Annotated in this window: 14 protein-coding genes; 13 read left to right on the top strand and 1 reads right to left on the bottom strand. The window is 31.8% G+C overall.

Translation table 11 applies throughout. From position 1 onward, the window contains the following. The coding region (locus ACVC2P_RS03265) for a helix-turn-helix domain-containing protein (RefSeq protein WP_452597056.1) at nucleotides 1–153 on the top strand (153 nt) is incomplete at its 5' end. A gap of 84 nt (nucleotides 154–237) precedes the next feature. Then, the gene (locus ACVC2P_RS03260) at nucleotides 238–1,044 is read left to right on the top strand and encodes a GLPGLI family protein (RefSeq protein ID WP_452597055.1); all 807 of its coding nucleotides are present in this window, start codon (nucleotides 238–240) and stop codon (nucleotides 1,042–1,044) included. An 85-nt stretch (nucleotides 1,045–1,129) separates the two neighbouring features. Here the strand turns inward: ACVC2P_RS03260 and ACVC2P_RS03255 are convergent, their stop codons facing one another. Continuing rightward, nucleotides 1,130–2,272: an acyl-CoA dehydrogenase gene (locus tag ACVC2P_RS03255; RefSeq protein WP_452597054.1), complete on the bottom strand. Its 1,143-nt coding sequence runs from the start codon at nucleotides 2,270–2,272 to the stop codon at nucleotides 1,130–1,132. Nucleotides 2,273–2,363: 91 nt separating this feature from the next. Here ACVC2P_RS03255 and ACVC2P_RS03250 point away from each other — a divergent pair, with 91 nt between their 5' ends. The 11 genes from ACVC2P_RS03250 to ACVC2P_RS03200 form a co-directional block, all read left to right on the top strand. Continuing rightward, nucleotides 2,364–3,440, top strand: a complete 1,077-nt coding sequence (locus ACVC2P_RS03250; RefSeq protein WP_452597053.1) for an anhydro-N-acetylmuramic acid kinase — start codon at nucleotides 2,364–2,366, stop codon at nucleotides 3,438–3,440. 44 nt (nucleotides 3,441–3,484) lie between these two features. Next, nucleotides 3,485–3,898: a DUF1801 domain-containing protein gene (locus ACVC2P_RS03245; protein WP_452597052.1), complete on the top strand. Its 414-nt coding sequence runs from the start codon at nucleotides 3,485–3,487 to the stop codon at nucleotides 3,896–3,898. A gap of 215 nt (nucleotides 3,899–4,113) precedes the next feature. After that, nucleotides 4,114–5,340 carry a Glu/Leu/Phe/Val dehydrogenase dimerization domain-containing protein gene (locus ACVC2P_RS03240; RefSeq protein WP_452597051.1) on the top strand — a complete coding sequence of 409 codons (1,227 nt, stop codon included), beginning with the start codon at nucleotides 4,114–4,116 and terminating at the stop codon, nucleotides 5,338–5,340. Between the two features lie 7 nt (nucleotides 5,341–5,347). Next, on the top strand, nucleotides 5,348–6,736 hold the full coding sequence (gene nhaD / locus ACVC2P_RS03235; RefSeq protein WP_452597050.1) for a sodium:proton antiporter NhaD: 1,389 nt from the start codon (nucleotides 5,348–5,350) through the stop codon (nucleotides 6,734–6,736). 50 nt (nucleotides 6,737–6,786) lie between these two features. Beyond that, nucleotides 6,787–7,488, top strand: coding sequence for a MotA/TolQ/ExbB proton channel family protein (locus ACVC2P_RS03230; protein WP_452597049.1), 702 nt, complete (start codon nucleotides 6,787–6,789; stop codon nucleotides 7,486–7,488). 1 nt (nucleotide 7,489) lies between these two features. Beyond that, nucleotides 7,490–7,882: an ExbD/TolR family protein gene (locus tag ACVC2P_RS03225; RefSeq protein WP_452597048.1), complete on the top strand. Its 393-nt coding sequence runs from the start codon at nucleotides 7,490–7,492 to the stop codon at nucleotides 7,880–7,882. Nucleotides 7,883–7,887: 5 nt separating this feature from the next. Beyond that, nucleotides 7,888–8,268: an ExbD/TolR family protein gene (locus tag ACVC2P_RS03220; protein WP_452597047.1), complete on the top strand. Its 381-nt coding sequence runs from the start codon at nucleotides 7,888–7,890 to the stop codon at nucleotides 8,266–8,268. An 11-nt stretch (nucleotides 8,269–8,279) separates the two neighbouring features. Further along, nucleotides 8,280–9,167, top strand: a complete 888-nt coding sequence (locus ACVC2P_RS03215) for an energy transducer TonB (RefSeq protein ID WP_452597046.1) — start codon at nucleotides 8,280–8,282, stop codon at nucleotides 9,165–9,167. A 3-nt stretch (nucleotides 9,168–9,170) separates the two neighbouring features. Then, nucleotides 9,171–10,391 carry a bifunctional folylpolyglutamate synthase/dihydrofolate synthase gene (locus tag ACVC2P_RS03210; protein WP_452597045.1) on the top strand — a complete coding sequence of 407 codons (1,221 nt, stop codon included), beginning with the start codon at nucleotides 9,171–9,173 and terminating at the stop codon, nucleotides 10,389–10,391. 52 nt (nucleotides 10,392–10,443) lie between these two features. Beyond that, entirely contained in the window at nucleotides 10,444–10,737 is a 294-nt protein-coding gene (locus ACVC2P_RS03205; protein WP_452597044.1) for a hypothetical protein, read from the top strand. Nucleotides 10,738–10,740: 3 nt separating this feature from the next. Next, nucleotides 10,741–12,396 (top strand): Hsp70 family protein (locus ACVC2P_RS03200; RefSeq protein WP_452597043.1); only part of this gene is annotated, 1,656 nt, incomplete at its 3' end.

Raw genomic sequence — 12,396 nt, 5'->3', positions numbered from 1 at the left:
GATTTAGTTTCTAAAGAGCACTACAAGGAATTAAAGGAGTTAATCCCTAAATATACCTTTGAAAATCTATCAGATTTAAAACATCAAATAGACGATAAATATACCTATGGCGAGTTGCGCTTGGTTTTGAATGAACTAAGCAAGAACAGATAAAAGTTGTTAATATTATAACAATTAAAATAATTATGTTTAATTAATTTTTAAACTTGTTAAACAAAATTAAATTGTAATTGTCTTATGAAATATTCTCAACAAAAAATTAAGATCTCATTAATCACTTTTTTAATTACGCTAACAGTTTTTGCACAAGACTTTCAGGGCAAAGCATATTATTTTTCTAAATCGACTATGGATTTAGGGCGTTGGGGAGCAAAAATGAGTGAAGCTCAAAAAAAACAAATTAAAGAGCGATTAAAAAATAGACTAGAAAAAACGTATGTATTAACCTTTAATAAGGCAGAATCTATATTTGTAGAAGATGAAAAGCTAGATGCTATATCGGGCGCTACAGATTCGTGGGGTAAAAACTTTACGGCTGGAGACCAATATAAAAATGTAAAAACGAATGTATTAATTCAAAATCAAGAATTTTATGGAAAGCGTTTTCTAGTAAAAGATAAATTACAAAAAATAGACTGGAAACTAAGTACAGAAACTAAAAAAATAGGAGATTATAATTGTTATAAAGCTACAGCTATTATACCTACAGCTAGTTTAAAATGGTATAACTTTTCGTGGAGCGAACTTAGGCAAAAAGAAAACCAAAAAGAAGGAGAGATGCCAATGACAGTTGTAGAAGCTTGGTATACACCACAAATTCCAATAAGTCAAGGCCCATTAGAGTATTGGGGATTACCAGGGTTAATTTTAGAAGTAAGCGCAGATAATACAACAATGTTGTGTTATAAAATAACAATAAACCCAGAAGGGAAAGTTAAAATAGAAGCGCCAGATAGAGGGAAAGAAATTGCTAAATTAGAATACAAAGAAATTATTGTAAGTAAAATGCAAGAAATGAGAAATAATAGAGGAAGACGACGATAAGTTAATTTGCATTAATTACTATAATAGAAAAAGGCTTTAAAGTTTTAAACTTTAAAGCCTTTTTTATATTCTATAGTTTCAAGGATTAACCTTTGATAACACCTCTAGAAATTACAATTTTTTGAATCTCTGAAGTACCTTCGTAAATCTGAGTAATTTTTGCATCACGCATTAAACGCTCTACATGATATTCTTTAACAAAACCATTACCACCATGTATTTGTACAGCTTCAACAGTCTGTTCCATTGCTACTTTAGAGGCGTATAATTTTGCCATTGCACTAGACATATCGTAGTTATTACCTTGATCCTTATCCCATGCAGATTTCATAACTAATAGACGTGCCGCTTCAATTTCTGTAGCCATATCAGCTAATTTAAAAGCAATCGCTTGGTGGTTACAAATCTCTGTGCCAAATGCTTTACGCTCTTTAGAGTATTTAAGTGCTAATTCGTATGCACCAGCTGCAATACCTAAGGCTTGAGAAGCAATACCAATACGTCCACCAGATAAAGTTTTCATGGCGAATTTAAAACCAAATCCATCCTCACCAATTCTATTCTCTTTAGGTACTTTTACATCGTTAAATTGTAAAGTATGAGTATCACTACCTCTAATACCTAATTTGTCTTCTTTTGGTCCAACATCGAAACCTTCCATGCCTTTTTCAACAATAAAAGCATTAATACCTCTGTGTCCTTTTTCTCTGTCTGTTTGCGCAATTACTAAATAAACATCACTACGTCCACCATTAGTAATCCAGTTTTTTGTACCGTTTAAAACGTAATGGTCTCCCATGTCTATAGCAGTAGTTTTTTGCGAAGTTGCATCACTACCAGCTTCAGGCTCACTTAAACAAAATGCTCCAATAAATTCTCCTGTAGCTAATTTAGTAAGGTACTTTTGTTTTTGTTCTTCTGTTCCATAAGATTCTAAACCATAACAAACTAATGAGTTATTTACAGAAACCATTACAGAGGCAGAAGCATCAATTTTAGATAATTCCTCCATAATAAGAACATAAGAAATAGCATCCATTCCACTTCCTCCGTATTTAGGGTCTACCATAATACCCATAAATCCTAAATCTCCCATTTTACGAACTAATTCTTGAGGAAACTCTTGTTTCTCATCACGTTCTATAACACCAGGTAATAATTCGGTTTGTGCAAAATCACGAGCAGCGTCGCGTATCATTAAATGTTCTTCTGTAAGGCTAAAATCCATAATTGTAATAATTGTTGATTTGATAAAATAAGAGTGCAAATATAGCCTTTTATTAGCGTTTATTCAACAGATATTCCTATTTTTACTTTATATGATAAAAAGCGAATATAAAGTAATAGGCGTAATGTCTGGAACATCATTAGATGGAATAGATTTAGCACTAGTTACTTTTAATTATAATAAAAATTGGAGCTTTAAAATAGATAAAGCAGAAACGATTGCCTATCCTGAAAGTTGGATGAGTTTATTAAAGGAACTTGTCGACCATACTAAAGAAGAATTACAAAGTTTAGATACAGATTACACTATATATTTAGCAGGAGTAATAAATAACTTTGTAGAAAAGTATAATATACAAGATATTGATGCAGTTTGCTCTCATGGGCATACGGCATTACACAGACCTGAAGAGCAATTAACCTATCAAATAGGGAATTTACCTCAATTAGCAAGCTTAATACAACAAACAGTAGTTTGCGATTTTAGAGTACAAGATGTTGCTTTAGGTGGGCAAGGGGCTCCCTTAGTACCAATAGGAGATCAATTATTGTTTGCTAAATATGATTATTGTGTAAACTTAGGCGGTTTTGCTAATGTATCTACCATAATAGATTCTAAACGAATAGCTTTCGATATTTGTCCAGTAAATATTGTATTAAACGCTTATGTTTCAAAATTAGGTTTAGACTATGACGATAAAGGAACGCTAGCTTCAAAAGGAAGTGTAAATCTGGAATTATTAAACGAGTTAAACAGTATTCCGTTTTACAAAGAAACCTATCCAAAATCATTAGGTTTAGAATGGGTAAAAGAAATCGTATTTCCGTTAATTAATAGTTTTAATCTTTCAGTAGAGAATATTTTACGAACTGTAGTTGAGCATATCGCTATTCAAATAGTAAAAGTGATTAATGAAAAAGTAGAAGCTTCGTTATTAATAACTGGAGGAGGTGTATTTAATACATTTTTAATAGAACGAATAGAGGCTTTGAGCAATCATACTAAAATAATAATACCTTCAAAAGAAACAATAGAATATAAAGAAGCTTTAATTTTTGGGTTTTTAGGCGTTTTAAAATTAAGAAACGAAACTAATTGTTTAGCGAGTGTAACAGGAGCAAGTAGGGACCATTCTTCGGGTAAAGTCTTTACTATTAAAAATGGTTAATTTGTATAATTTAATAAAAAGGTAATTTAGTTAAATTTAAAAATATGTCTGGGCTAGTAACTAAAGAAACCAATAAAAGTGTTTCAGCATTTATAGAAACAATAGAAAATTCTTCTAAAAAAGAAGATAGCAAAAAACTCTTGTCTATAATGAAAGCAATAACAGGTGTTGAACCAAAAATATGGGGAGATAATTTTATTATAGGTTTTGGTAAGTATAAATACAAGCGCAAAGGAGGTAAGGACGAGTTTGAATGGTTTAACTTAGGCTTTGCTCCAAGAAAAACGAAAATAACCATCTATTTAACGTTAGATATTAGCAAAGAAGAAGATATACTTGTAAAATTAGGGAAATGTAAATTTGGAAAAGGATGCTTATATATTAATAAATTGGCAGATGTAAATGTTGAGGTTTTAAAACAATTAATAGAAAAGAGTAAAACAAATAGGTGGCATTAATTTTTATGGAAATGAGAAAAAAGAATTCTAAATTATAGATAACTTAAATAAATTTAATAATATAAATGGCTTTATTTTTAAAGCCATTTTTAGTTTTTTATATTTGTTGCTAATAAACTGAAAAACTTTCCACTTATGAATCAGCTTTAGCTACACTTTAATAAAATTTAAAGGGATAAATTATTAAAGTTAAAGAAGAATCAATCACACTATACATGAAAGAATTATTAAAAAAGTACGAAAATAAAACACCAGAAATAATATTTAATTGGAAGGACTCTGAAACAGAAGCAGAAGGCTGGACCGTAATAAACTCTCTTAGAGGTGGTGCTGCAGGAGGAGGAACTAGAATGAGAAAAGGGTTAGACGTTAATGAAGTGTTGTCGCTTGCTAAAACTATGGAAGTGAAATTTACAGTATCTGGACCTGCTATTGGCGGTGCAAAATCGGGAATAAACTTCGACCCAAAAGATCCTAGAAAAAAAGGTGTTTTAGAGCGTTGGTATAAAGCAGTTTCTCCTTTATTAAAAAGTTACTACGGAACAGGAGGAGACTTAAATGTAGATGAAATCCATGAAGTTATACCTATTACAGAAGAATCTGGAGTTTGGCACCCGCAAGAAGGTGTTTTTAATGGACATTTTAAACCAACAGAAGCCGATAAAATTAATAGAATAGGGCAGTTACGTCAAGGTGTAATTAAAGTTATTGAAAACCCAGGGTTCTCACCAGACGTAGCAAGAAAGTATACTATAGCAGATATGATTACAGGTTACGGAGTTGCCGAAGCTGTAAAAAGCTATTACGAAATTTATGGCGGTAGCGTTGTAGGAAAACGAGCTATAGTTCAAGGATTTGGAAATGTTGGGTCTGCAGCGGCATACTATTTAGCACAAATGGGAGCCAAAATTGTTGGTATTATAGATATTTCTGGAGGAGTTATTAATGAAAACGGATTTACTTTCGAAGAAATTACTAAGTTCTTTTTAACCAAAAACGGAAATACATTAGCAACAGATAATATGATTCCGTTTGCAGAGATGAATGAGAAAATTTGGTCTTTAGAAACAGAAATATTTGCCCCATGTGCAGCATCTAGGTTAATTACTCAAGATCAAATAGATCAAATGATAAGTACTGGCTTAGAAGTAATTTCTTGTGGAGCAAATGTGCCATTTGCAGATAAAGAAATTTTCTTTGGCTCAATTATGGAACACACAGATGAGAAAGTAAGTTTAATTCCAGATTTTATTTCAAACTGTGGAATGGCTAGAGTATTTGCATACTTTATGGAACGTAAAGTACAAATGACAGATGAGGCCATTTTTCAAGACACATCAAACATTATAAAACAAGCAATTCAAAACGTTTACGATAAAAGTTCTAGTAAAACAGAAATAAGTAAAACGGCATTTGAAATAGCATTAAAACAATTGGTATAAAAATAAGATGGAAACAGTAATAATTTTAGTATTTGTATTTGGTTATTTAGCCATTACATTAGAGCACAATATAAAAATAGATAAATTAATTCCTGCTTTAGTTATGATGGCTATAAGTTGGGCCTTAATATCATTAGGGATAGATTCCTTTACACAATGGTTTGATTCTGCAAATCATGGATTAGTAGAAGGCTATACAGCACTAGACCATGATAGTAAAATGCACTTAATGGAGGAAACTCTACTGCACCATTTAGGAAAAACCGCAGAGATTCTGGTGTTTTTATTAGGTGCTATGACTATTGTAGAAATCATAGATTACTTCGATGGGTTTTCAACCATAAAAAGTTTTATAAGAACTAAAAAGAAATCTAAAATACTTTGGATTTTTTGTGCATTAGCATTTGTTCTATCTGCAATAATAGATAACCTAACAGCTACAATTGTTTTAATATCTATTCTTCAAAAAATAGTAAAAGATAGAAGTGTACGTATTTGGTATGCAGGTTTAATTATTATAGCAGCTAATGCAGGAGGAGCATTCTCACCAATTGGAGACGTAACGACTACAATGCTTTGGATAGGCGATAAAGTATCTACAGGGCATTTATTCGGGTATTTATTTTTACCATCGTTATTATGTATGATAGTACCAGCAACAATAGCTTCTTTTTTACCAGCATTTAAAGGTGAATTAGAAGTAGAAGAAACAGAAGATAAACCTAAAAGTAGATTTAGTGGTACGATGCTATATTTAGGACTTGGTGCTATTATATTTGTGCCAATTTTTAAAGTAGTAACACACTTACCACCGTATGTAGGTATGATGCTATCTTTAGGAGTCGTAGCCATTTTTGCGGAAATATACAGTTCTTCAAAATTCAGTTTAACAGAAGTAGAAGGAGAAAGCGATGCACATGCGCACCATAGTCCAGTACACCACTCATTATCTAAAATAGAATTACCAAGTATATTATTTTTCTTAGGTATTTTAATGGCAGTAGCCGCATTAGAATCTTTAGGAACATTATTTGGTTTTGCATCAACATTAAAAACTGGAATCCCAATGATAGGAACGGAGATGGCAGGAACACAAGTATCAGATTTAGTTGTAATATTACTAGGTATAGGTTCGGCAGTTATAGATAACGTACCCTTAGTAGCAGCAAGTTTAGGAATGTTTACAGAACCATTAGATGACCAATTATGGCACTTTATAGCATACTCAGCAGGAACAGGAGGTAGTATGTTAATTATAGGTTCTGCCGCAGGAGTTGTAGCTATGGGAATGGAAAAAATAGACTTTTTCTGGTACCTTAAAAAGATCTCATGGCTAGCATTAACAGGGTTTTTAGCAGGAGCTTTAGGATTCTTATTAACAAGAACTTTATTTTAATTATACGTAATACAAAAAACAAACGTTATACCATTATTAAAACATAAAATATGTTAAACACATTATTACAAGAAACTGCACAAGATGCAGAAGCATTAGTAGATGGAGAACCAGTAGAAAAAACGTTATCCATAATAGAGTTAATAAGTAGTAGCGGAACAGCGGGAATTGTAATTATAGCTGTATTGTTTTTGCTTTTAATAATGGCAACATATATCTATTTCGAACGATTATTTGCAGTAAAAGAAGCCTCTAAAGTAGATGCAAATTTTATGAACCAAATAAAAAACTATGTTAGTGAGGGAAAAATAGATTCAGCACAAAACCTATGTTCACAAGCAAACTCACCAGTATCACGATTAATAAGTAAAGGGATTTCAAGAATAGGAAAACCGCTAGAAGACATAAATACAGCTATAGAAAATGCAGGTCGATTAGAAGTCTACAGCCTAGAAAAAAACGTAAGCGTTTTAGCCACTATCTCAGGAGCAGCCCCAATGATAGGGTTTTTAGGAACCGTGATAGGAATGATTATCTCAATTTTCGAAATTGCCAATTCTGGAGGTTCTATAGATATTAAAACACTAGCCGATGGATTATACACAGCGATGACTACAACAGTAGGCGGTTTAGTAGTAGGAATTGTAGCCTATATAGCCTATAACCATTTAGTCGTGAAAACCGATAAGGTAGTCTACCAAATGGAAGCGAATTCATTAGACTTTTTAGACTTATTAAACGAACCTGTATAGTATGAATTTAAGAGGAAGAAATAAAGTAACACCAGAATTCAATATGTCATCTATGACCGATATTGTATTCCTGCTACTTATCTTTTTTATGATTGCGTCTACATTGGTATCAGCCGAAGCGATAGATTTATTATTACCTAAATCATCGAGTAAAACCACGCAAACAAAAAGTGTATCAGTAAGTGTAAACAAAAAGAACCAATACTTTGTAAACATGAAGCAAGTGCCAAAAGGACAATTAGAAGCCGAAGTGTTAGCAAAAGCAGGAGGATCAAGCACTCCAACGATAACAATACGATCCGACCAAGATGTAGAAATGAAACATGTAGTATACATCATGGACATTGCTAATAGAAATAAAATAAAATCGACACTAGCAGTGAAATCACAATAGAGTAAATGAAAAAGCGGTTACTTATTTATCTAGTATTATTAGTAATAGCTGTAGTGTTAATGTTAACTTTAAAAAGGTCTGTTTATAACTCAAAATATAATAATGGCATAGATTTGGTATTACCAGAAGTAGAGGGTTTAAAACCAAAAGCAAAACCGCCTTTAGAAATCAATGTTAGAAGAAACGGAAAGTATCTAATAGGCAAAAATGAAGTTGAGAAAGATAGTTTAGAATTAAAAATGATTAATTTTATACTATCTGAAGATTATAAAAAAATAACAATTAAATCAGATCAAGATGTAGAGATGAAACATGTTATTTATGTTATGGATATTGCTAATAGAAATGGAATACCATCAGTTTTAGCAGTTCGTAATCAAGATTAAAAGAAAATAAAATGAAGTATTTAGAAACTAAACACGAACGTAATTCGGCAAAAATAACAACACTATTGTTGTTAATTCTATTACTGTTGTTATTTGTGGTAGGACCTCCATACTTAGATCCACCAGCAGAATATGGTGTTGCAGTTAATTTTGGAAATTCTAATGTAGGTAGCGGAGATGTGCAACCAGATAAACCAGTTAAATCACAAAATAATAATATAAATAAACCACTAGAAGAAGCACAGTCTCAACCAGAACAAGCAGAAACAAAACCTGAAGCAGCAGCGTCAAATGCACAATCTGAAGATGTTATTACTCAAGATTCTGAAGAAGCAATAGCTATAAAAAAGAAAGAGAAAGAAGCGAAAGCTAAGGCAAAAGCCGAAGCAGATGCTAAAGCCGAAGCAGATAGAATAGCTAAAGCAAAGGCAGCAGCAGAAGCAAAAAAGAAACAAGAAGAAGCCGATAAAAAAGCAAAGTTAGATGCTTTAATGGGAGGGCTTAATAATTCAGATGGAGAATCATCTGGAAGTGAAGGGGACGATAACCAAGCAGGAGATAAGGGGCAATTAAACGGTAACCCCTATGCTCCTAGTTATTTTGGAGACCCAGGAACAGGAAATGGAGGAGTAGGTTACGGATTAAATGGAAGAGGAAAACCATCTAGAAAAAAAATAGTTCCAGATTGTCAAGAAGAAGGGAGAGTTGTAGTAGAAATACATGTTGACCGATCAGGAAAAGTTATAAAAGCTATTCCAGGTAAAAAAGGAACCACAGGCGATTCTTGTTTATTTGAAGCTGCTAAAAAAACAGCTCTATCTCATAAATGGCCAGCAGACTCTAAAGCTCCTGTAAAGCAAATAGGTTTTGTAAAGATAGATTTCACAGTAGGACAATAGCTAATGACATATCAAGAAACCGTACAATGGATGTTCGCACAACTTCCAATGTATCAAAAACAAGGTAAAACAGCATTTAAAAAAGATTTATCTAATACTTTAGCTTTAGCAAAACACTTAAAACATCCAGAACATAAATTCAAATCTATTCATGTAGCAGGAACCAACGGTAAAGGTTCTACAAGCCACATGCTGGCTTCTGTATTACAAGAAGCAGGTTATAATGTTGGTTTATATACCTCTCCACATTTAAAAGATTTTAGAGAGCGTATAAAAATAAATGGAGTAGAAGTTAGTAAACAATATGTCATAGGTTTTATAAAACGAAATAAATCGTTTTTAAAAGCTCAGGAATTGTCTTTTTTTGAAATGACGGTAGGATTGGCTTTCGACTATTTTGCAAAACAAAAAGTAGATATTGCTATTATTGAAGTTGGGCTAGGAGGACGCTTAGATTCTACCAATATAATTACCCCAGAAGTTTCAGTAATAACTAATATAGGCTTAGATCATACCCAGTTTTTAGGAAATACACTACCAAAAATAGCGGCAGAAAAAGGTGGCATCATTAAACATAATATACCCGTTGTAGTGGGAGAAACACAATCTGAAACCGTTTCAGTGTTTACAACTTTAGCAGAAAAGCACAATGCAGAGATAGTATTTGCAGACCAAGAAGTAACAGCAGCCTATACCAGCGATTTAACAGGGAATTATCAGTATAAAAATATTAAAACAGTTGTTCAAACAATTAAAGTTTTAAATCGCAAAGGAAAATATACAGTTTCTAAAGAGCAACTTAAAAAAGGGTTACTTAATGTTGTAAAGAATACACAGCTATTAGGACGTTGGCAAATTTTACAAGAACAACCAAAAGTTATTTGCGACACGGCGCATAATAAAGAAGGTTTAACCTATACTATGCAACAATTACAACAAGAACAGTACGAGGAGCTACATATTGTTTTTGGAGTAGTTAACGATAAAAATTTGCAATCCGTTTTTGGAATACTACCTAAAAAAGCAATCTATTACCTCTGTAAACCTAATATTCCTAGAGGTATGGATGTACAACAATTAAAAACGGAGTTTCAAGCAGAAGGCTTTACAGCACAAGTGTGTAATTCCGTAAAAGAGGCTCACACCTTAGCTCTAGCTTCTGCAAAAAAAGAAGATGTTATCTATATAGGAGGTAGTACTTTTGTTGTAGCAGAAGTTGTTTAAAACCATATAAGTTGTAACTTTCAGGTTTCAAAATAAGAGTCTATAATAAATTATGTTAGAAATAATTAATCAAACGTTTTCCATAGCATTAAAAAGTAAAAAAGAAAACTTATCTACTTTCAATAGAAATATAGAAAGAATATATCATGAATTTGATGCATTGGGGTACCATATAGTCGATCCAATAGGACAAGCTTATAAAAATGAAATGACCGATGTAGAAGCCAATATAGTTGGAGATATTAATGGAAATATGAGTATTGTTAAGGTACTAAAACCTATTGTTTATAAAATTGAGGAAGGAGAAACAAAATTAATTCAAAAAGGAATAGTAATAGTAGAATAGTATATGAAAACTATAAATTTCGCTATAGATTTAGGCACAACAAACAGTCTTATTGCTAATTATAATAGTGGTAATATTAAAGTATATAATAACCCTTTAGGTTTAAAACAAACGTTACCATCTTGTGTTGCTTTTAGAGGAGGAAGAATAATTATAGGAGATAAAGCTCTAGATTATTTAGAAAAAGATGCAAAAAACGTAAGTATGCTTTTTAAGCGTAAAATGGGAACACAGGAAACCTATTTTATTCCATCTATAGAAAAAGAAATTTCTCCAATAGAACTATCATCATACATATTAAAAGAACTTAAAAATTTTGTTACAGACGATGTTAATTTAAATTCTATCGTTATAACAATCCCTGCATCTTTCGATACAATACAATCTAATGCTACTAAAAAAGCAGGCTACCTAGCTGGATTTAAAGAAGTAGTTTTATTACAAGAGCCAATTGCGGCATGTTTAGCTTATGCAAATACAGCTAATTTAGACATAACTGAAGCTCAAAAGTGGATTGTATACGATTTTGGAGGCGGAACTTTTGATGTCGCTTTGGTAGAAGTAAATGATAGAGAGCTAAAAGTAATAGACAACGAAGGTGATAATTTTTTAGGAGGAGCAGATTTTGATAATTTAATAGTAGAAAAAATTATTGTTCCTCTATTGGAAGAAAAATGTAACACCAATAATCTTTGGAAAAATATTAAAGCGAAGTCTAATAACTATAAAGGATTATATTTTGAACTTCTAAAAAAAGCAGAGGAAGTCAAAAAAGAACTATCTGTTTATGAACAATCGGAAATAGAATTAGATATAGCTATTGATGGAATTGAGTTGTTTGAAGAGATTATTATTACTAGAACTCAATTTGAAAATGTCATAGCAGATAAAGTAGCACAAACTATTGCACTTATAAAAAAAGTAATATCCCAGAATCAATTAATTAATTCTCAAATAGAACGTTTAATATTAATAGGAGGAAGTACTTATGTCCCTTATATAAGGGAGAAAATAAAAGAAGAAACAGGGATTTTAGTAGATTCAAGTATAAATCCAACATCTGCAGTTGTTGAAGGAGCTGCATACTATGCAGGATCTAAACCAGAATCTGTAGTAGAAGAAAAAGAAGATCTTTCTAAACAAACTTCGCAAGTTAAAGAAGACATTGAGTGTAATATTTTTTATGAACAAAACACAAGAGATTTAGAAGAATTAATTACTGGACGAGTAAGTTCTAACGATATTATCAGTTATAGAATAATAAGAACAGATGGAGGATACGATTCTAGTATAAAAGCATTAAATAATGCTTCATTTTCAGAGTTTGTTCCTCTATTAAAAGGACGATTAAATAAATTTAAAATTCAGTTATTAGATGGCAACCAAAATGTATTAAAAATAATAGATGATGTAGCCATTAATCAAGGTAGTTATAATGTTTTAGGGCAACCTTTGCCTATCGATATTTGTATGGAAATAGACGATATAGATGCCTCTACAACACGATTAGAGAAAATATTTGCAAAAGGCAGTATATTACCTTTAAAGAAGAAAATATATAAAACAGCTTCTAAAACTATATTACAAGGCTCAAAATCTAATTTAATTATTAATATTATTGAAGGAAAATCTAATGGCTTACCAAGCTCAGGACTTAGT

This window comes from Pontimicrobium sp. MEBiC01747 (genome assembly GCF_053601635.1).
Note: the sequence above shows the minus strand (reverse complement) of the source record. Positions and strands in the feature narration are given on the sequence as shown.

Bases quoted from the DNA above. Each gene is read 5' to 3' on its own strand.
- ACVC2P_RS03260 (WP_452597055.1), top strand. From the start codon at position 238: ATGAAATATTCTCAACAAAAAATTAAGATCTCATTAATCACTTTTTTA.
- ACVC2P_RS03255 (WP_452597054.1), bottom strand. From the start codon at position 2,272: ATGGATTTTAGCCTTACAGAAGAACATTTAATGATACGCGACGCTGCT.
- ACVC2P_RS03245 (WP_452597052.1), top strand. From the start codon at position 3,485: ATGTCTGGGCTAGTAACTAAAGAAACCAATAAAAGTGTTTCAGCATTT.
- ACVC2P_RS03250 (WP_452597053.1), top strand. From the start codon at position 2,364: ATGATAAAAAGCGAATATAAAGTAATAGGCGTAATGTCTGGAACATCA.
- ACVC2P_RS03240 (WP_452597051.1), top strand. From the start codon at position 4,114: ATGAAAGAATTATTAAAAAAGTACGAAAATAAAACACCAGAAATAATA.
- ACVC2P_RS03230 (WP_452597049.1), top strand. From the start codon at position 6,787: ATGTTAAACACATTATTACAAGAAACTGCACAAGATGCAGAAGCATTA.
- ACVC2P_RS03210 (WP_452597045.1), top strand. From the start codon at position 9,171: ATGACATATCAAGAAACCGTACAATGGATGTTCGCACAACTTCCAATG.
- ACVC2P_RS03215 (WP_452597046.1), top strand. From the start codon at position 8,280: ATGAAGTATTTAGAAACTAAACACGAACGTAATTCGGCAAAAATAACA.
- ACVC2P_RS03225 (WP_452597048.1), top strand. From the start codon at position 7,490: ATGAATTTAAGAGGAAGAAATAAAGTAACACCAGAATTCAATATGTCA.
- ACVC2P_RS03220 (WP_452597047.1), top strand. From the start codon at position 7,888: ATGAAAAAGCGGTTACTTATTTATCTAGTATTATTAGTAATAGCTGTA.
- ACVC2P_RS03205 (WP_452597044.1), top strand. From the start codon at position 10,444: ATGTTAGAAATAATTAATCAAACGTTTTCCATAGCATTAAAAAGTAAA.
- nhaD (WP_452597050.1), top strand. From the start codon at position 5,348: ATGGAAACAGTAATAATTTTAGTATTTGTATTTGGTTATTTAGCCATT.